Raw genomic sequence first — 18,393 nt, forward strand, 5'->3', positions numbered from 1 at the left:
TACGTTTCGGGTACGCAACGCGAAACGGAAACATGCGTTAGCGGGCGCATGATCGTTACCGCCACCCCCCGATTCACGCAGATCGTCCGTGAGGTCTGGCTTCCGCTGTCCGTCCTCTTCGTGTGGGACGTGATCGTCACCGTCACCTATTACCTGCTGCCGTTCCGGGCGCCGTCGCTGCCGCTGACGCTGTTCGGCTCCGCGCTGGCGCTGTTCCTCGGCTTCCGCAGCAATTCCGCCTATCAGCGCTGGTGGGAAGGGCGGTCGCTTTGGGGGCTGATGATCAACGCCAGCCGCAACTTGGCGCGCCAGGCGCGCAACTTCCTGCCCGATCCCGACGCCACCGACATGAAGCGCACGATCGTGCTGCGCCAGATCGCCTATGTGAACGCGCTGCGCTGCCAGTTGCGGCGCCAGCCCGCGGACGAGGAGGTGAAGCGCTATCTCTCCAAGGGCGAGGCGGATTTCGCGCTGGCCCGCGTCAACATCGCCAACGGCATCGTCGACGGCACTGGCCGGCGCATCAACATCGCGCGCGAGAAGGGGTGGATCGACACCATCCAGCAGAGCGCGATGGAAAGCGTGCTGGTCGATATCGCCAATGCGCAGGGCGGGATGGAGCGGCTGAAGAACACGCCGCTGCCCAATCAATACCGTTTCTTCCCGACGCTGTTCACGCATCTGTTCTGCGTGTTCCTGCCGATCGGGCTGGTCGAGACGCTGGGCTTCGCGACGCCATTGGGGTCGACGGTGGCGGGGCTGATGTTCCTGGCCGTGCTGGCGATCGGCGACGATCTGGTCGATCCGTTCGCGAACACGGTCCACGACCTGCCGCTCAACGCGATGTGCCGCACGATCGAGATCGATTTGCTCCAGTCGATCGGCGAAGCCCCGCCCGAGCCGATCCAGCCGGTGAGGGGCGTGTTGTGGTGATATCCCCGACCTTCTTGTTCCCCGGCGAAGGCCGGAGTCCAGTGACGGACGGCTGGGAACATACTGGAGCCGCTCGCGGCTGGACCCCGGCCTTCGCCGGGGAACAGAAGGGGATGGGATGTTCGCAAGGGTTTTGATCAGGTCCGCGGTGGCGGCGTCATAACGTATAGCCTCCGTCGCTGAGCAACACGCTGCCGGTGATCGTCGCGGCGTCGTCGGACAGCAGGAACGCGATCTGCGCGGCGATCTCCTCGGCCTTGGCATAGCGTCCCAGCGGCGTCGCCATCGCGGCCAGTTCGGCGAAGGCGGCGTCGCGGCCGATCGCGGCGGCGCGGTCGGCGAACATCGGCACCGCGTCCCACACCGGCGTCTCCACCCCGGCCGGCGCGATCGCGTTGACGCGGATGCCGGCGGCGGCGCCCTCCTTCGCGGCGACCTTCGTCAGCTGGATCAGTCCCGCCTTCGACGCGCCATAGGCCGCCACGCCCGGCTCCGCCTTCACCCCCGCGGCCGACGCGACGGTGACGATCGCGCCACCGCGCCCTGTCATCGCGCGCATGACCGCGCGCAGCGTCAGGAACGCGCCGTCGAGGTTGACCGACAGGATGCGTCGCCATTCGTCGAACGCCAAGTTTGCGATCGCGCCCGCGCCGGCGACGCCGGCATTGACCACCGCGCCGTCGATCCCCGCCAGCGCCGCGGCCGCCTCGTCCCAGAACGTCTCGTCGCGCACGTCGCCGGGTAGCAGGTCGAGCGTGCAGCCCAGGTCGATGCGCGCCAGCGCGACCGCATCGGCATCCGCCAGCACCAGCCGCGTCGCGCCCGCCTGAGCCAGATGGCGGGCGGTGGCGAGGCCGATGCCGGACGCGGCACCGGTGACGAGGAAGGCGCGATCGCGAAGGCGGGTCATCCCGCCTTCCTGCGCGCGTCACGCCGCGCTGTCGATGCCCAGTTCGCTCAGCTTGCGGTACAGCGTCGACCGCCCGATCCCCAGCCGGCGCGCGACCTCGGTCATGCGCCCGCGATAATGGCCGATGGCGAGGCGGATGACATCGGCCTCGATCTCCTCCAGCGCGCGCATGTTGCCGTCGGGGCGGAACAGCGTCACCCCGCCCGAGGGCGCCAGCGTCGGCGGTGCGATCGTGCTGCGCGTCGGGCGCGTGCCCAGCGCCGCCAGCTGCGGGAAGTCGGCACGGGTCAGCGCGTCGCCCTCGCACAGCACCGCCGCACGGAACAGCGCATTCTGCAACTGGCGCACGTTGCCCGGCCAGTCGTAATCGACCAGCAGCGCCAGCGCGTCGTCGGTGATGCCCAGCTGGCGCAGCCCCGGCTGCCCCGCGATCCGCGCCAGCAGGTGGCGGGCGAGCGCGGGAATGTCCCCGCTGCGGTGGCGCAGCGGCGGGATCGTCACCGTGACGGCGTTGAGCCGGTAATAGAGATCCTCGCGGAACCGGCCCGCCGCCACCTCGTCCAGCAGCCGCTTGTTGGTGGCGGCGACGACGCGGACGTCGACCTCGCGCGCATGGCGGGCGCCCATCGGCACCACCTCGCCGGTATGGAGCACGCGCAGCAGCTGCGCCTGCGCCTCCAGCGACAAATGATCGACCTCGTCGAGGAACAGCGTGCCGCCGTCCGCGGCGATGAAGGTGCCGTTGCGGCGCTCGAACGCGCCGGCGAACGCGCCCTGTTCGTGCCCGAACAGCTCGCTTTCGATCAGATTGGCCGGAATGGCGGCGCAATTGACGGTCAGTCGCGGCGCCTTCGCCCGCGGGCTGGCATTGTGGATCGCCTCCGCGACGACTTCCTTGCCGACGCCGCTCTCGCCCTCGATCAGCACGGGAACGCGCGCGCGCGCCGCCTTCGCCGCGATCGCCAGCGCGGCGCGGAATTCGGGTGCGGAGCCGACGATCTCGTCGAACTCCAGCATCGCCGGGATCTTCTCGGTCAGCGGGCGCAGCTCGCCCGCGACGCTGCCCGCGACCGCGGCCTCCAGCGCGGCGAGCAGCCGTTGCGGCGCCAGCGGCTTGGTCAGATAATCGGTCGCGCCCGCGCGCATCGCCCCCACCGCCTGTGCGACCGAGGCTTCCCCGGCCAGCAGCAGGATGGGGAGCTGCGGGCGATAGCCGCGCAATTGCGCGATCAGCGGCGCGGCGTCCTGCGCCCCGTCACCATCGCCTTCGTCTCCGTCCCGGTCCGCCGCGGAGCGCGCGTCGAGCAGGATCGCGTCGAGCTGCATCCCGTCCTGGGTGCCGAACATCGCCAGCGCCATCTCGCCATCATTGGCGAAGATCGAGCGCCATCCGGCGCGCGCGGCGATCGAGGCGACCTGGCGGCGCTGCGCGGGATCGTCGTCGATCAGCATCAGCAGGCGTTGGCCGTTACGCGTCATTGGTCGATTCGTCCCCCGGTTTGCCCGACGTGGCTCCGGCCCGCACCTAACGCACGGGGGGTAAAGGCCGGCTTAAGCGTGGCACAGGGGATATTGCCTCGCCTATCCTGCGTCTTTAGGCTTTAGCGTATCACGAAAGGAAGGGGATCGTCATGGCCGACAACGCCAACATCAAGGCGCACGAATCGACCTATTTCAGCATGCTGTCGATGCTGAAATATGGCGCGATCGCGTGCTTCCTGCTCGCATTTCTCGTCATCTGGCTGATTTCGTAGCCGATGCGGATCGCGGTCCTGAAGGAGGGGGCTTCCGGCGAACGCCGGGTGGCCGCGACGCCGGAGACGGTAAAGAAATTCGTCGCATTGGGGGCGGACGTGGCGGTGGAGGCCGGCGCGGGCAGCGCCGCCTCCTATGCCGATGCCGATTATGCCGCCGCGGGCGCTACGGTCGCGGACCGCAGCGCGGTGCTGGCGGGCGCGGGGATCGTGCTGGGCGTGCAGGGGCCGGACCCGGCCTCGCTCGCCGGCGCGGCGCCGGGCGCGTGGGTCGTCGCGGGACTGAACCCGTTCGGTGAGCGCGCGCGCGTCGACGGCTATGCGCAGGGCGGGTATGAGGCGCTGGCGATGGAATTCATGCCGCGCATCACGCGGGCGCAGTCGATGGACATCCTGTCGTCGCAATCGAACCTGGCGGGTTACAAGGCGGTGCTGGACGCGGCGGCCGAATATGGCCGCGCCTTCCCGATGATGATGACCGCGGCGGGCACGGTCAGCGCGGCCAAGGCGTTCGTGATGGGGGTCGGCGTCGCCGGGCTTCAGGCGATCGCCACCGCGCGCCGGCTGGGCGCACAGGTGTCCGCCACCGACGTGCGCTCCGCGACGAAGGAGCAGATCCAGTCGCTGGGCGCCAAGCCGATCTTCGTCGAGAATGTGGCGGGGATCGAGGGCGAGGGCACCGGCGGCTATGCCGGCGAGATGAGTCTGGAATATCAGAAGGCGCAGGCCGAGCTGGTGTCCGGGCATATCGCGAAGCAGGACATCGTCATCACCACCGCGCTGATCCCCGGCCGCCCCGCGCCGCGCCTGATCAGCGACGCGCAGATCGCGACGATGCGCCCCGGCAGCGTCATCGTCGACCTGGCGGTGGAAAGCGGCGGCAACGTCGAGGGCTCGGTGGCGGGCGAGGTGGTCGAGCGCCACGGCGTAAAGATCGTCGGCCATCGCAACGTCGCCGGGCGCCTGCCCGCGGATGCGTCGGCCCTGTTCAGCCGCAACCTCTACAATTTCCTGTCCACCTTCTGGAACAAGGACGCGGGCAAGCCGGTGCTGGACGAGGAGATCGGCGACGCGGTGCGGCTGACGAAGGACGGCCAGGTGGTGAACCCGCGGCTGCTGTCGTGATCGGGTGCGACGGGGCGTTATCTCCTCCCCTGCAAGGGGAGGTGGCGCGCGTCAGCGCGACGGAGGGGTGTCACACTCTACGGATGGCGCGACACCCCTCCGTCAGGCCTGCGGCCTGCCACCTCCCCTTGCAGGGAGGAGATAGCGTGTTGCAGGGGGCAGGTGATACCAATGCGCGCGCGAGGGGCTTGCGCCGGACGATGTCGCCGCCGGAGGTGCGGTTGTGGCTGGGGCTTCGCACGCGACCTGCCGGGCTCAAGTTCCGGCGGCAGCATCCATCCGGCGCCTATGTCGCCGATTTCTATTGTCACGCCGCCCGGATGATCATCGAGGTGGATGGCATCGCGCATGAGTTCGGTGATCGGCCGCAGCGCGATGCGACACGCGATCGCTGGTTCGCGATGCGCGGTCTGGCGGTCATGAGAGTGCCGGCGGCCGAGGTGCTGCGCGACTGCGACGCCGTGGTGGCGGGCATCGTCGACGCAGCGACAACAAGACTCAGGGATCAGGAGTAAATAATGGACTTCATCTCGATCCTGTCGGTGTTCGTGCTGGCGTGTTTCGTCGGTTATTACGTGGTCTGGTCGGTGACGCCCGCGCTGCATACGCCGCTGATGGCCGTCACCAACGCGATCTCCAGCGTCATCATCGTCGGCGCGCTGATCGCGTCGGCGGCGGCGGGCAGCACCGGGGGCAAGTGGCTGGGGCTGCTGGCGGTGGTGCTGGCCAGCGTCAACATCTTCGGCGGCTTCGCGGTCACGCACCGGATGCTGGCGATGTACAAGAAGAAGGATCGCCCGGCGGCAGGGCGATCGTAACTCGTCACCCCAGCGAAGGCTGGGGTCTCGTGCCACGACGACACGCTCGTGGAGGGAGATCCCAGCCTGCGCTGGGATGACGATAGTTTTGGGGGAGCAGGGTTTAGTGGAGCACGTCGCCGTCAATCCGTGGGTCGCACTGGCGTATCTGATCGCCGGGGTGTGCTTCATCCTCGCGCTGCGCGGGCTGTCGAGCCCGACCACCAGCCAGCGCGGCAACCGCTATGGCATGATCGGGATGGGGATCGCGGTCGTCACCACGCTGGTGACGCACGTCCCCGTCGTCACGACATTGGTCGAGGGGTATGACTATGCCGCGCTGATCGCGCGCATCGATTATGTCGCGGCGTTGGAGATCCTCGCCGCGATCGGCATCGGGGCGGTCGTCGGCATGACGATCGCGCGCCGCATCGCGATGACCGCGATGCCGCAGCTGGTCGCCGCCTTCCACAGCCTCGTCGGCCTCGCCGCGGTGCTGGTGGCGGCCGCCGCCTTCCTGAACCCGATCGCGTTCGGCATTGCGGTGCCGGTGCTGACGCCCGACGGCGCGTTCGCGCTCATCAATCCGGTCAGCCGCATCGAAATGGGGCTGGGCGTCGCGATCGGCGCGATCACCTTCTCCGGCTCGGTCATCGCCTTCCTGAAGCTGAACGGCAATATGGGCGGCGCGCCGATCATGTTGCCCGCGCGCCACGTCATCAACCTGGGCGTGCTGGCCGCGATCCTGGGGCTGGTGGCCTATTTCACCGTCGACCAGAGCCCGTGGGTGTTCTGGACGATCACGCTGCTCAGCTTCGCGATCGGCTTCCTGCTCATCATCCCGATCGGCGGCGCGGACATGCCGGTCGTCGTGTCGATGCTGAACAGCTATTCCGGCTGGGCCGCCGCGGCGATGGGATTCACGCTGCACAATTCCGCGATGATCATCACCGGCGCGCTGGTGGGGTCGTCGGGCGCGATCCTGTCCTACATCATGTGCCGGGCGATGAACCGCAGCTTCATCAGCGTGATCGCGGGCGGCTTCGGCGCGGAGGCGGCGGCGGGCGGCGGCGGGGCGGCCAAGGTCGACCGCCCGTGGAAGCGCGGCTCCGCGGAGGATGCCGCCTTCCTGATGACCCAGGCGGAGCAGGTCATCATCGTGCCCGGTTACGGCATGGCGGTGGCGCAGGCGCAGCACGTCCTTCGCGAGATGGGCGACAAGCTGAAGGAGCATGGCGTCCGCGTGAAATATGCGATCCACCCCGTCGCGGGGCGCATGCCGGGGCATATGAACGTGCTGCTGGCCGAAGCGAACGTCCCCTATGACGAGGTGTTCGAGCTGGAGGACATCAACAGCGAGTTCGCGCAGACCGACGTCGCCTTCGTCATCGGCGCCAACGACGTCACCAACCCGGCGGCGAAGACCGACAAGAGCTCGCCGATCTACGGCATGCCGGTGCTCGACGTGGAAAAGGCCAAAACGGTGCTGTTCATCAAGCGCAGCATGGGCGGCGTGGGCTATGCCGGTGTCGACAACGACGTCTTCTATATGGACAACACCATGATGCTGCTCGCCGACGCCAAGAAGATGGTCGAAGACATCGTCAAGTCGATCGACTGAGCGCGGAAGGGCGAAGATGCCGGCAGCACGGTTCGGGCTGGAAGGCGCGTCGGGCGCGCGCTTCCTGTTGGCCAGCGCGGCGGGCGCAGGTGGTCATGCGGCGCGCGACGCGATCGCGCTGATCGGCGGCACGCTGGCGGCCGAAGCAAGCGTCGAAACGATCGCGGCGACGCTCGCCGAGCATGACGCGGATGCCGCACTCGCGATCGTGTTCGATCTGGAGGGCGTAGCGGACGAGGCGGCGCAGGACGCGCTGGCGGCGGTCGCCGCGCTGGCACCAACGCGCGGCTGGCGCGTCGTGGTGGCGATGACGGTGGCGCAGATCGACCCGGTCGTCGCCGCGCTGCCGGTGGACGCGCCCGCGATCCAGCTGTTGTGCGATCCCGATCAGGCGGAGTGGATCAGCGCGCTGGCGCTCGCCGCGGCGCGCGACGACGGTCGCGTCGCGAGCGCCGACGACGAACTCGAACGGCTCGCGCGGCTGAATGCGGAGGTGGCGCGGATCGCCGAACTGCTGGCGCGGCTGGCCTCGCGCGAGGGCGGCGGATCGGGCGGTGCGCGCGACCGCCGCACCGACTTCGCGCCCGCATCCGGCGTGCCGCGCACGATGCTGGGGGCGGCGACGGTGCGCGACGTGCTGCGCGCGCGGCGACTGCGCGACCGTTTCTTCGGCGACGGACTGTTCGAGGATCCGGCGTGGGACATCCTGCTCGACCTGTTCGCCGCGCGGCTGGAAGGCGCGCGCGTATCGGTGTCCAGCCTGTGCATCGCCGCGGCGGTGGCGCCGACCACCGCGCTGCGCTGGATCGGCAAGCTGACCGCGGCCCGCCTGCTGGAACGCGCGCCCGACCCCGCCGATCGACGCCGCGCCTTCGTAGCGTTGAGCGAGGAGGCGGCGATCGCGATGGAGCGCTATCTCGCCGCACTGGCGGAGGCGGGCCTGCCGCTGGTCTGACGCCGCGTTCGGGTTCCGCCGCTCGACCCCGAGGTTCCTTCCCGATACGAAAACGGCGCCGGATCGTGCGATCCGGTGCCGTCGTCACGGGTCGCCCCGATCGGGTCAGGCGAAGACGAAGTCGCCCGCCGCCAGCATCTTCGTGCCGTCCGCCATCTGGACCAGCAGCGAGCCCTGATAGACCCCGGACGAATCCCACACGGTGTAGATCTGGCGCGATGCGTCGCCGGCCAGATAGCTGCTGAAGGTCACCTTGCCCGCGCCGAAGCCGGTGAAGCGAATGAAGTCGTTCTCTCCCGCGCTGTAACCGCCGGCGCCGTGGAAATCGATGATATGGTCCAGGTTGCCGCCGAAGTTCGCGGGGTTGACCAGATCGCCCTTGTTGATGATGAACGTGTCGTTGCCGGTGCCGCCCTGCATCCGGTCGAAGCCCGCGCCGCCGGTGATGACGTCGTTGCCCGCGCCGCCGCGGATCAGGTCGGTGCCGTTGCCGCCGTTGATGCTGTCGTTGAACGCGCTGCCGGTGACGCTGTCGTCGCCGTCCAGTGCCTGTACCGTGACGCCCGACGTGCTCTTGGCATAGCTGATCACGTCATTGCCGCTGCCCAGCCGGACGAAGCCGGTCGAGGCGCCCGGTGCCAGCACGTTGACGGTCACGGTCGCGCTGTCGGTGGCGCCGCGATCGTCGGTCACCGTATAGGTGAAGGTGTCGGTGCCGGTGAAGCCCGCGGTCGGGGTATAGGTGATCGCCTTCGTCGTCGGGTCGATCGAGAAGGTGCCGTTCTTCGGCGCGGTGCCCAGCGCGTAGCTGACGATCGTGCCGTCGGTGTCGAAGTCGTTGGCGGCGACGTTGATCACCACCGCGGTATTGGCGTTGGTGTTGGCGGTGTCGTTGCCCGCCACCGGCGAGATGTTCGGCGTCTGCCCGACGTCGATCAGCCCGCCGTCGACGCCCTGGCGGAAGTCGAAGTAATTGTCGTAGGGATCGACGTCCTTGAGCTGATAGGTGACCTTGCCGGACGCCAGCGTCGTATAGAACTGGCTGAGGAAGGTGGCGTTGGTCGAGGTGAACCAGCCGGTCGACAGGATCTCGTTGCCGAAGCCGGTGGAGGCGTTGACCAGCGTCAGCCCGTCCGACGAGGTCCGCTGCGTGACGACGTCGGAGAAGTCGCCCATCTCCACGCCGTTGAGCAGCAGCGTGTTCTGTCCCTGATAGTCGAAGTCGCCCGGCCCGGTATCGCCGTCATACAGCGTCACGCGCACCGACACCGAGGCCAGCCCGCCGCCCAGCGCGGCGATCACGGCCGCGGACAGGCCGCTCTGTTCGCCGATCGTGCCGGGGTCGCCGCGATAGCTGACCGGCTCGCCGTCGTCGAAGAACCCGATGTAGAGCGAGCTGGCCGCCAGCTGGCTGGTGACGCGAACGCCGTTGACGCCGATGAGATCGAGCACGATCCCGCCGATTTCGGTCACGCCGCTAGGTACTCCGCCGCCGGTCGGCGACGTGCGCGTAAAGGTGGTCATCCCCGTTGACTCCAAAAGCACCGAGTCGGCTGCCGCTCGGTCTCGCGAGGTTTGTACCCGTTCTACACATCGCGCATCTGCAAAGATTAACAATCGGTAATCTATTTTCGGGACAGATACTTCGAACGAAGTAGTTTCTTGGGCGATACGATAAATGTACGTTTTGTTACGTCGGCGCTCTTTCGCTTGATCGTACCGGCAGGCGGGTTATGGGGGCGTTCGCGATGGCACGTGCCGTCGGGCGCTTAGCTCAGCTGGTAGAGCGGCTCGTTTACACGACGTCGGTTCACAACCCCCTAAGCATCTGACATCTTTAAGCTTTCGTTGCGTTCCGGTTCGGGACTTCGGGGATAGTCCGGGAGTCGCTGACCTCCAGCGCGTGCCGGATGTCGTCGTCGGTGGCATGCGCGTAGCGCAGGGTCGTCTTGATCGAGCGATGCGCGAGGGCGCGCTGGGCGGCCCTCAGGTTCCCGGTGGTGCGCAGGATCCGCGTGCCGCGCGTGTGGCGCAGATCGTGGAAGCGGAACTCCGTCACTTCCGCATCCTTCAGCGCAGCCGCCCACGGGCGGCGCAGGACCATGTCCGTCATCGGGTAGCGCTGCCCCTTCATCCGCGCGGGGTGCTTACGGCCCAGCTTGTCGGTGAACGCCGGCTTGGTGCGCTGGGCGACATAGGTGAAGACGAACGGCCCGGCCTTCGGCTGGTTGGCGATGATGACCAGCATGTCCTGCGTCAGCGGCCGGCGGACGACGTCGCCGCCCTTGATCTTCGTCACGGCCGTGCGCGCGCCCAGATCGAGGTCGGACCATCGCAGGCCCAGCACCTCGCTTTTGCGCCACCCGGTCTTCAGCGCGAACTCGCAGAAGGAATACAGATCCTCGCGTATCTCGCTGAATAGCGATGTCTCTTCGGCATCGCTCAATTCGCGCGGCGCCTTCTCAGCGACCTTCAAAGTCAGCTTGCCCCATTTCGGCATGTGGCCGACGTCGAACTCCGCGTCCGCGGCGTGCCGCCAGATCGCGCGCCACACGTCGATCTCTCGGTTGACGCTCGCGTTCGCCAGCCCTGCGCCGCGGCGCTTCGCCACCAGGTGCATCAGGTCCAGCTGCTTGATGTCGCGGAGCGGCACGGCCGCGCCGATCGCGGCGATCAGGTGCTTGATGGCGCGTTCGGTATCGGCCCAGCTGGGCAGGTCGCCCACCTTGTCCTCGTAGAGGCCGCAGGCATCGTCCAGAAGGATGACGGCCGCGGTGCCGCCGCCATGGATCGCCTTCGTGCGCTCGCGCGCTTCGTAGCGCTCGGCGTCGCGCTTTACCTTGCAGCCCGTCGAGCCGTGAAACCGATCACCTTTCCAGGTGAAGTCGTAGTGGTAATAGGGCGACTTCTTCGGCTTGTAGACGGACATTCGACGGCCTTCCGGGTGCGGCTGGCGACATATTCATCGCAGTCTTCCGGCCGGTATCGAATCTTGCGGTCGGTGATGGCGACGTAGCGGATAAGGCCTTGGCTGCGCAGCCGGCGCAAGGTCTTCGTGCAGAGGTGCAGGCGCTCGGCGGCCTGCTCGGGGGTCAGCAGGTCTATCATGCGGCCCTCCGCTGGCCGGGCATGGCCAGCCCTAACGCACGGTAGATGCCGGCGTCTTCGACTGGGTCGGGCTGGACCCGCCAGCTGGGGTTCCGCCGCGCGATCAGGCCGCAGTAGACGGCATGGGGCACGTCTGACGCGGTCGGCTGCTGATGCCATAGCAGCGCTTCCACCAACAGCGCACGCTCGCGCAGGTCGCGGTCGGCGGGCGCGGCGTCCCACCGACCGCGTGCCCACGGCGCGAGGCGGCGCAGCTGGTCGAGCATCGCTGGCTCCGACGCGCCGAAGCCCTCGGCGGGGAGCGGCGGCAGGGCGGGGTCCAGCACCCAGCGCCATTGCGTGACGATGGCGCGCGCGGTCGAAATGCTCTCGTCGGCAACCTCCTGCGTCATCTTGCCGGCTTCGACGCCTGCGGCGCAGCTGGCGCGGCGCTCGCGGAGCAGTTCCAGCGCCGCCCAGGCGCAGTAGGGCCAGTCGCCGGTGAAGGGCGGGTCAGCCATTTGCGCCCTCCCGTGGAAGCGCGTCGACCCAAGCGAACGCCTGCGCCCGCGCTTCCTCAATGGAGGCACCTGCAAGTGCGATCTCGGCATCCCACTCGCCGGCATCGACAAACATTTCGAGGCTGCCATCCGGCTCATGGTGAAGCATGAGCCAGAGGCCGCCATAGCACCATTCCTCAACAGGGCAGCCGCACTCGTCGTCGGCATAGGCCCGTTCGAGGCGCGCGGTGGCCCAGCCGTCAGGGGTGATGCCGCTCTTGGTCACGAAAGAACGCCCTGTTCCCGGCTGATCGCCATGAACCGCTCGATCTTCGCAAGCTTGGCGTGCACCTCCATATGCTCGGGCAAGCACCAGCCGATCACGCCCTCGCTCGCGAGAATGCTGGCCACGGCGAACAGGTCGCGAAGCTCTTCCAGAATGCGATCGGCGTTCGTCAGCGGCTGACCGGGCTGCACCTCCGATAGCCCGAAGCGGAGCGCCTTGCTGACACGCTGCCCCACTTCATCGCATTCTTCGGCGAGGCAAACGAGAAGATGCTCTGTCCTGTTCATGCAGCCTCCTGCGTTTCGAAGGCGTCGGCGCGGACGTTGGCGCGGGCGAGGGCTTCGGCCATGTCGGGGCAGACGGAATTGCCTATCATGCGGATCGAGCTGCTGATGCTCAGCGGCTTCCCGTTCGGGCCGATCGGATCGAGGATGTAGCCGGGCGGGAAGCCCTGTGCGTTCGCCAGTTCACGGCGGGTCAGCATGCGCATGCCGATGTCGACGATGACATAGGTCACGGCATCGATCGTCACGGTGACGACGGCGAAGCGATCCTTGGTGGTGACGGTACCGATCGGCGCGTTCAAGCCGTGGCCGTCGATCTCTTTGCCGTAGTATTTCACCAGGAAGGCGGCGACCTGCACCGCGCGCGCCATCATCGGTGCGGGCAGGGCGCTGGCGTCGACCATCGTCGTCTGCACCAGCCGCTGCTGCGATCCCGTCGCGGTGATGGTGGTCACCGGCTGGTCGGCGGGGCGTCCGATCATGCCGCCGGTGTTCGCCTGCTCCATGTGGGCGCAGACGACGGCGTGGTGATTGGATTCTGCGGTGATCGTCGGGGTCGGCTCCAGCAGCCCGTGCTTTCCGCCGTTCGTGTAGAAGGTCGACAGGAACGCGGTCACCGCGGCGTGGCGCGGCGCGCCGGCCATGACGGTGTCCAGCGGCTCGTCGGCAGGACGGCCGCGGGCGTTCTCGGCGAACTTCTCCATGTGCGCCACCACGACGCCATGCTTGCCGCCGCCTGCGACGATCGTGCCCAGCGGCGCTTCGATGTCGAGCGCCCGGGGCGCCTGACCCTCGCGCGCTCCATAGCCCATCTGCACCATCGTCGCAGCGGCGACGCCCAGCGGCGTGGCGCCTGCCGGGCGAGCGCTGTCTCCGTTGGCGGTGACGGTCGGCATCGGAACGCCGGCATTGCTGCCGACCGAGCCGGAGCGGAACTTGGTGACGTGCGGGGCGAGAGTGACCGTGGCGCGGGCGAACTCGCCGCCATTGGCGGTCGTGATCGTGCGCATGGGATCGGCCGGGTCGTGGACGCGGGTAGAATCGCCAGTGTGCGTGATCGGCACGATCGCCGCGTCGGCGACGGCAAAGGCTGGCTGGGCCGTCGTGGTGCGCAGCGGATCCTTGGGGTCGAAGACGCGCGCGGCGCGCGTGTTGACGAAGTCAGTGCCGACGATGAACGGCCGCGCGGCGTTCACGACGTAGCGCATGACGCCGTGGGCGATGCGGCGGTGCGTGGCGTCCTTCAGCGGGCGCTTGCGGTCGAAGATGGAGGGGCAGGGGATCGACCAGTCGATGCACTCCGCCGCGGTGCGCCATGGCAGGCGCTGGCCGCTCTCCACCTCCGGGGTGCCGGGCTTGCCGTGCGTCGGCTCCGGCCAGACGATCGGCAGGCCGTCGCGGCGCGCGATCAGGAATAGGCGCTTGCGGCTGGTCGGCGCGCCATAGTCGCAGGCGCGAAGCTCGCGCCACTCGACCTTGTAGCCGAGCCGGCGCAGCTTCCGCACCCACAGGTCGAACTCCTCGCCGCGGCGCTCCTTGATCGGCTTGCCCTCGGCGTCGAGCGGACCCCACTGCCGGAACTCCTCGACGTTTTCGAGGATGATGACGTCGATCGCGCCGCGACCGTTCGGCGTTCCCTTCAGGCAGCGCTCCGCCCAGTGCGGCACGACCCAGGCGAGGTCGCGGATGTTCTTCTCGCGCGGCTTGCCGCCCTTGGCCTTGCTGTGATGCTTGCAGTCGGGCGAGAACCAGGCGAGGGCGACAGGGTGACCGCCGGTCGCCTCCAGAGGATCGACCGCCATGATGGACTGGATCAGGTGCCGCGTGTCCGGGTGGTTCGCCTCATGCATGGCGATCGCCTCGCGGTCGTGGTTGATGGCCACGTCGACCCGACGCCCCAGTGCGCGTTCGATCCCGGTGCTGGCGCCGCCACCACCCGCGAAATTGTCGATGACGAGAGGGCGCATCATTCCGCCACCTCGATCTCGCGCTCGATGTACGCGTCCAGCGCGTCGCGAGCGTCTTTGTCATCCTCGATCCGCTGGCGAAGCTCCTCCTCTAGCCGCTTCACCCGAGCCTTGGCAGCATCGAGAACACCGATCGCTTGAAGGTGCGCCCGTCGGGCGGTCCGGACTCGATCGCACATGTCAGCGAAGGTTGGCGACTGATCGCAAAGCGCCTGCTCGGCGGGGCTCATCAGAGCCACCCCCGGACGATCGCGATCAGGATGCCGCAGATGACGTACCAGACGAAGCAGATCGGCGCCCACAGCATGAGGGCTTCGATCAGGTGGCTTTCCTCCGGCTCGACCCACGGGCGGATGCGCGGCTCGGGGGCGATCGGCTCGAAGCAGATCGGGCGCGGCGGCGGCGCGAGCTTCTCTACGGCCACCGGCTTGGCGGGGGTGGGGCGCTCGATCGGGTAGAGGGCGTCTACGACGACGCGGGGATGCGGGTGCGGCATGTGCGGCTCCTCAGAAGGGCTATCGCCCGATGAGGTGCGGCATAATGCGGCATATCTGCCGTGTCAATCAAGATGCGGCATATATGCCTTAGAAGCCTAGGACGTCGTCCCACGGAATGATCGGGTGGATGTGCTTCACCTTGTGCTGGGGCACCTCAAACTCGACGGCCGGATTAAACTGACGCAAAACGACGAAGCCGGCTTTGATCCTGACCAGCTGTTTGATGAGGACGGCCGTGACCATCTCGCCGTCGTCGATCGGTGAGCGAAGTTGCACGACGACGTCTTCGCCTGCGCGCGCAGGGCGGTGGGCATAAGCCAGCTGTCGGCGGCCAGAATCGTAGCGCGGTTCCATGGAGTGCCCCCAAACCGTCACGACATAATAGCCGTCCTTGCCCGCGATGGAGGTTGGGCGCGCCATGTGGTCAGACGGCTCAGCGAAGTTCACCTCGATCTGCTCGACGGCGATCGGGGCGCCCTCGCTCGTGGAGAACTCGATGTCTGCGGCGAGCGCGGTGCCATACACAGGAAGCGTTTTGGGGAGACGCCGTTGAGTGATGGCGCCGAGCTTCGAATCGGCGTCGTCATGTTGATCTGGGGCAATGCCCTCTTCGACCCCGCCGAGCAACCACTGCGGTGTCGTGTTCAAGGTCTTTGCGATGGCAGCAAGCCGTTCGCCGCTCGGCATCGCGCGGCGAACGCGGATATATCGCAGGGCGTCAGGCTTTCCCGTCGCATCCAGGGACGCTTCGCGCTCGCTAAGGCGCCGCTCGGCGAGCTTTGCAGCGATCCGCTCGATCAGTATGTCGATCTTGTCAGCCATGCGGCACTTGTGCCGCAAAGGCGGCAGAAAGTCGTGCGGCAGATATGCCGTTGACGATGCGGCATACGTGCCGTAATCATGCGGCATGGACACTGGCTATGAAGCGTCATTGCTGCGGGTTGCCGAGGCATATGCCCTGCAAGCCGCAACGCATGGCGGGAAGTCGCTGGCGCGGGTCGCCACAATCGTCGTGAATCGCGGCTCGTTTTTCGAGCGGCTCCGCGATGGGGGCGGTTGTTCGGCGCGAAATCTTGATCGGTTGGCAGACTGGTTTCGCGACGCGGCGAATTGGCCGGACGCGATTCCTGCGGATGCTGCCGAGGCGCTCGCTAGCATCGGGCGCCCGGTCGTGGAGCAGGCGGCATGATGGGGGCGGTCGATGCTCATGAGCAGCGTAATGCCCGTTGCGGGAGCGCAACGTCATGACGAAAGCGCCGCTCATCACGAAATCCTCTACGAAGCGCGTTGGTGCTTCGGCACTGCTAGAAGTCAAGGCGCGGCGTGGCTGGTCGAATGTCGACCTGGGCGACGCGATGGATTGCAGCGAGGGCACAGTGCGCCTTCGGATCGACGGCGACGACGTCGCCAAGCAGATGACGATGCACGAAGCGCGGCGCATCACCCAGGCGGATGGGCCGGCGGTGCTGAACGCGCTGCTGGCGGACATCGGTTTCTGTCTCGCGCCTACCGCCGACGTGCTGCCCGACATCAATCCGATGGGCGTCGCCGCGACCGCTGCGCGCACCGCGTCGGACCTCATCACCCTCGCCGTTGACGGCATCGATCCGGACGAGGCGGCTGTGCTGCTGCCGCTGGCGGTAAAGCTGAGCGCCGATCTCACGCAGCTCAAGGCGCACCTGCGCGCCATCATGAAGAAGGGAAAGCACTGATGCACAAGATGCATTTGAGCGCGCGCGTGCCCAGCGAGGGCGCGCGGCTGGTCGCGCAGTGGGTCGCCGACAAGCATCGTGGCGACCTGAGCGCGGCGGGGCATGCCGCCTGGACCACGGGCACGATGATCCAGCGCGTCGTGGATGGCGAGATCACGCCGGGGTTGCAGCTGGGCACGGTGCTGCACCACGCCTGCGGCGTGAAGGCGCGGGACTTCAACCGCCCGGCGCGCGCGGCGTGGTTCGCCGTCGCGGAAGTGCAGGTGGCGGCGTGAGCGCGATCGATCTGGCACTGTCCCCCGTGCGCGACGAGACGAAGCGGGTCGCCGACGTCGGCGAGGTGGAGCGCTGGTTGGCTGCTGCAAAGCAGGGTGACCGGTTGCACTATGCGACACGGTCGTATTTGCCGACAGGCGCACCTGGTCCGCGGCGGCTCCGCGCGCTGTCGGATCAGGGGCTGGTGCTGCTGTTCCAGAAGCGCAGCGACCTGCTGCTAGGCGAGTTTTGCTATTTCGCGCAGCGTACCGGCGTGGCCTCGCCAGTCGAGGCGCCGATCGTGGTCGGGGCGCAACGCCCGCAGTTGTCGGCGCGTGAGGCCGATGCCGGTGACTATCAGGCAGGCGACCTTCTGTACCCGATCCTAAAGCGAGCGGCCGAGTTCGGCCGGCCGTGCCCGACCGACAAGCAGCTGTCGATACGGGCCGGCATCTCGGTGTTCAGCGTGGAGGATGGGCTGCTGGCGCTGCGATCGGCGAAGCTGATCGCGATCCACTCGGCGCCAGCCCCGACGCTGCGGCGCGTGACGATCCTGGAGACGGGTGCGCAGACGGGGCTGGCGGCATGACGCTGGAGGTCGAGCGCGACGCGCTGCTGGGCGCGCTGAAGCAGGTGGCGGATGTGGTGCCGGGGCGCACTACGATCCCGGTATTGGCCAATCTGATGCTGGTCGCGGAGGCGGGGACGCTAACCGTGACGAGTACCGATCTGGACATCGAGGCGAGCGTCACGATCGAAGCGGCAGGCGAGATCGCGACGACGATCGACAAGAACAAGCTGGTCGCGGCGGTCAACAGCCTGAAGCCGGGGCGACTGACGATCACGCCGGTCGATGGCCGTGCCGCCGCGGTGACGATCAAGAGCGGTCGCGCGGTGCGTACGTTGTCGACGCTGCCGGCGAGCGACTTCCCCAAGCGCAAGCCGCCCGAGGTCGCGACGACCTTCGTGCTGGGCGGGCCGGTGCTGGCCCGGCTGCTGGACGCCTGCCATGTAGCGCAGTCGACCGACGAGACGCGCTATTATCTGATGGGCGTCTACCTACACCTGGTCGACGGGCATCTGCGCGCCGCGGCGGCCGACGGTTTTCGGCTGGTGCGTGCGGAGGTGCCGATGCCGCCGGCTGCGGAGGGCATGCCGCAGGTCATCGTGCCGACGAAGGCGGTGACGCTGCTGCGCAAGCTGATCGGCAAGGGCGAGGTAACGCTCTCGGTCAGCGAGAATGCGATCCAGGCGGTGACCGGGCGGGTGCAGGTGATCGCGAAGGTCGTGGATGGGACGTTCCCGGATTACCAGCGGATCATCCCGGACGAGGCGGCGGGCACGAACCAGCTGATCGGCGGGCGCGACACGCTGCTGAGCGCAGCGATGGGTGTGGCCGCGGTGGTCGATGCCGAGGGCGACCGCAAGCTGCGGTCGATCCGGATGGACCTGACGCCCGGCCTAGAGACGCAGAAGGTCAGCGCGCGCGACAGCGCGGGATCGTCGGCGGACGAGGAGATCGAGGCGCGCGCGATCGGCAGCACGCTGGCGCTGGGCATGGACCATCGCTTGTTCACGACGACGCTCGGCATCTTCGCCGAGGGCGCCGAGATGACGATGAGCTTCGCCGACCCGAGCGCGGCGGTGCGCGCGGTCAGCGACAAGGATCCGGACCTGATCGCGGTCATCATGCCGATGCGGGTCTGAGTG

At 67.9% G+C, this 18,393-nt stretch carries 24 protein-coding genes; 12 read left to right on the plus strand and 12 right to left on the minus strand.

Annotation, left to right across the window (positions count from 1 at the left end):
• Positions 1-48 precede the first annotated feature (48 nt).
• Positions 49-933: a bestrophin family protein gene (locus PGN14_RS05115; protein WP_335298347.1), complete on the plus strand. Its 885-nt coding sequence runs from the start codon at positions 49-51 to the stop codon at positions 931-933.
• 157 nt (positions 934-1,090) lie between these two features.
• Here the strand turns inward: PGN14_RS05115 and PGN14_RS05120 are convergent, their stop codons facing one another.
• Together PGN14_RS05120 and PGN14_RS05125 are read right to left on the minus strand one after the other, a co-directional pair.
• The gene (locus tag PGN14_RS05120; protein WP_335298348.1) at positions 1,091-1,843 is read right to left on the minus strand and encodes an SDR family NAD(P)-dependent oxidoreductase; all 753 of its coding nucleotides are present in this window, start codon (positions 1,841-1,843) and stop codon (positions 1,091-1,093) included.
• 18 nt (positions 1,844-1,861) lie between these two features.
• Positions 1,862-3,322: a sigma-54-dependent transcriptional regulator gene (locus tag PGN14_RS05125; protein ID WP_335298349.1), complete on the minus strand. Its 1,461-nt coding sequence runs from the start codon at positions 3,320-3,322 to the stop codon at positions 1,862-1,864.
• 152 nt (positions 3,323-3,474) lie between these two features.
• On the opposite strand from PGN14_RS05125, the gene PGN14_RS05130 reads away from it, so the two are divergent.
• The 6 genes from PGN14_RS05130 to PGN14_RS05155 all read left to right on the plus strand — a co-directional run bounded on the left by PGN14_RS05130 (position 3,475) and on the right by PGN14_RS05155 (position 8,095).
• Positions 3,475-3,597 carry an aa3-type cytochrome c oxidase subunit IV gene (locus PGN14_RS05130; protein WP_335298350.1) on the plus strand — a complete coding sequence of 41 codons (123 nt, stop codon included), beginning with the start codon at positions 3,475-3,477 and terminating at the stop codon, positions 3,595-3,597.
• 3 nt (positions 3,598-3,600) lie between these two features.
• Positions 3,601-4,722, plus strand: coding sequence for an NAD(P) transhydrogenase subunit alpha (locus PGN14_RS05135; protein WP_335298351.1), 1,122 nt, complete (start codon positions 3,601-3,603; stop codon positions 4,720-4,722).
• Positions 4,723-4,868: 146 nt separating this feature from the next.
• On the plus strand, positions 4,869-5,237 hold the full coding sequence (locus PGN14_RS05140; RefSeq protein WP_335298352.1) for an endonuclease domain-containing protein: 369 nt from the start codon (positions 4,869-4,871) through the stop codon (positions 5,235-5,237).
• A 3-nt stretch (positions 5,238-5,240) separates the two neighbouring features.
• Positions 5,241-5,540: an NAD(P) transhydrogenase subunit alpha gene (locus PGN14_RS05145; protein ID WP_335298353.1), complete on the plus strand. Its 300-nt coding sequence runs from the start codon at positions 5,241-5,243 to the stop codon at positions 5,538-5,540.
• A 76-nt stretch (positions 5,541-5,616) separates the two neighbouring features.
• Entirely contained in the window at positions 5,617-7,140 is a 1,524-nt protein-coding gene (locus PGN14_RS05150; RefSeq protein ID WP_443019456.1) for an NAD(P)(+) transhydrogenase (Re/Si-specific) subunit beta, read from the plus strand.
• 16 nt (positions 7,141-7,156) lie between these two features.
• The gene (locus tag PGN14_RS05155) at positions 7,157-8,095 is read left to right on the plus strand and encodes a winged helix DNA-binding protein (RefSeq protein ID WP_335298355.1); all 939 of its coding nucleotides are present in this window, start codon (positions 7,157-7,159) and stop codon (positions 8,093-8,095) included.
• A gap of 105 nt (positions 8,096-8,200) precedes the next feature.
• Here the strand turns inward: PGN14_RS05155 and PGN14_RS05160 are convergent, their stop codons facing one another.
• The 10 genes from PGN14_RS05160 to PGN14_RS05200 all read right to left on the minus strand — a co-directional run bounded on the left by PGN14_RS05160 (position 8,201) and on the right by PGN14_RS05200 (position 15,538).
• Positions 8,201-9,619, minus strand: coding sequence for an Ig-like domain-containing protein (locus tag PGN14_RS05160; RefSeq protein ID WP_335298356.1), 1,419 nt, complete (start codon positions 9,617-9,619; stop codon positions 8,201-8,203).
• Between the two features lie 313 nt (positions 9,620-9,932).
• Positions 9,933-11,024: a tyrosine-type recombinase/integrase gene (locus PGN14_RS05165; RefSeq protein WP_335298357.1), complete on the minus strand. Its 1,092-nt coding sequence runs from the start codon at positions 11,022-11,024 to the stop codon at positions 9,933-9,935.
• Complete coding sequence (locus tag PGN14_RS16830) at positions 10,931-11,203, minus strand: helix-turn-helix domain-containing protein (protein WP_443019457.1); 273 nt, start codon at positions 11,201-11,203, stop codon at positions 10,931-10,933. Before PGN14_RS16830 ends, PGN14_RS05165 begins: the two co-directional genes overlap by 94 nt.
• On the minus strand, positions 11,200-11,703 hold the full coding sequence (locus tag PGN14_RS05170; RefSeq protein WP_335298358.1) for a hypothetical protein: 504 nt from the start codon (positions 11,701-11,703) through the stop codon (positions 11,200-11,202). The genes PGN14_RS16830 and PGN14_RS05170 overlap by 4 nt, the downstream gene beginning before the upstream one ends.
• The gene (locus PGN14_RS05175; protein ID WP_335298359.1) at positions 11,696-11,968 is read right to left on the minus strand and encodes a hypothetical protein; all 273 of its coding nucleotides are present in this window, start codon (positions 11,966-11,968) and stop codon (positions 11,696-11,698) included. Before PGN14_RS05175 ends, PGN14_RS05170 begins: the two co-directional genes overlap by 8 nt.
• Positions 11,965-12,255 (minus strand): hypothetical protein, encoded by a 291-nt coding sequence (locus PGN14_RS05180; RefSeq protein ID WP_335298360.1) that lies wholly within the window; start codon positions 12,253-12,255, stop codon positions 11,965-11,967. The genes PGN14_RS05175 and PGN14_RS05180 overlap by 4 nt, the downstream gene beginning before the upstream one ends.
• Positions 12,252-14,222: a DNA cytosine methyltransferase gene (locus PGN14_RS05185; RefSeq protein WP_335298361.1), complete on the minus strand. Its 1,971-nt coding sequence runs from the start codon at positions 14,220-14,222 to the stop codon at positions 12,252-12,254. The genes PGN14_RS05180 and PGN14_RS05185 overlap by 4 nt, the downstream gene beginning before the upstream one ends.
• Positions 14,219-14,449, minus strand: coding sequence for a hypothetical protein (locus PGN14_RS05190; RefSeq protein ID WP_335298362.1), 231 nt, complete (start codon positions 14,447-14,449; stop codon positions 14,219-14,221). The genes PGN14_RS05185 and PGN14_RS05190 overlap by 4 nt, the downstream gene beginning before the upstream one ends.
• Positions 14,449-14,715 (minus strand): hypothetical protein, encoded by a 267-nt coding sequence (locus tag PGN14_RS05195; RefSeq protein ID WP_335298363.1) that lies wholly within the window; start codon positions 14,713-14,715, stop codon positions 14,449-14,451. The genes PGN14_RS05190 and PGN14_RS05195 overlap by 1 nt, the downstream gene beginning before the upstream one ends.
• A gap of 88 nt (positions 14,716-14,803) precedes the next feature.
• The gene (locus PGN14_RS05200; protein ID WP_335298364.1) at positions 14,804-15,538 is read right to left on the minus strand and encodes a S24 family peptidase; all 735 of its coding nucleotides are present in this window, start codon (positions 15,536-15,538) and stop codon (positions 14,804-14,806) included.
• A gap of 85 nt (positions 15,539-15,623) precedes the next feature.
• Here PGN14_RS05200 and PGN14_RS05205 point away from each other — a divergent pair, with 85 nt between their 5' ends.
• The 5 genes from PGN14_RS05205 to dnaN are packed head-to-tail and all read left to right on the plus strand — an operon-like array spanning position 15,624 to position 18,390.
• The gene (locus PGN14_RS05205; protein WP_335298365.1) at positions 15,624-15,905 is read left to right on the plus strand and encodes a hypothetical protein; all 282 of its coding nucleotides are present in this window, start codon (positions 15,624-15,626) and stop codon (positions 15,903-15,905) included.
• 55 nt (positions 15,906-15,960) lie between these two features.
• Entirely contained in the window at positions 15,961-16,428 is a 468-nt protein-coding gene (locus PGN14_RS05210; RefSeq protein ID WP_335298366.1) for a hypothetical protein, read from the plus strand.
• The gene (locus tag PGN14_RS05215; protein ID WP_335298367.1) at positions 16,428-16,703 is read left to right on the plus strand and encodes a hypothetical protein; all 276 of its coding nucleotides are present in this window, start codon (positions 16,428-16,430) and stop codon (positions 16,701-16,703) included. Before PGN14_RS05210 ends, PGN14_RS05215 begins: the two co-directional genes overlap by 1 nt.
• On the plus strand, positions 16,700-17,272 hold the full coding sequence (locus PGN14_RS05220) for a hypothetical protein (protein WP_335298368.1): 573 nt from the start codon (positions 16,700-16,702) through the stop codon (positions 17,270-17,272). Before PGN14_RS05215 ends, PGN14_RS05220 begins: the two co-directional genes overlap by 4 nt.
• On the plus strand, positions 17,269-18,390 hold the full coding sequence (gene dnaN, locus PGN14_RS05225) for a DNA polymerase III subunit beta (RefSeq protein ID WP_335298369.1): 1,122 nt from the start codon (positions 17,269-17,271) through the stop codon (positions 18,388-18,390). Before PGN14_RS05220 ends, dnaN begins: the two co-directional genes overlap by 4 nt.
• The last annotated feature ends 3 nt before the right edge of the window (positions 18,391-18,393 follow it).

The organism is Sphingomonas adhaesiva (assembly GCF_036946305.1).
GTDB classification, from domain to species: domain Bacteria; phylum Pseudomonadota; class Alphaproteobacteria; order Sphingomonadales; family Sphingomonadaceae; genus Sphingomonas; species Sphingomonas adhaesiva_B.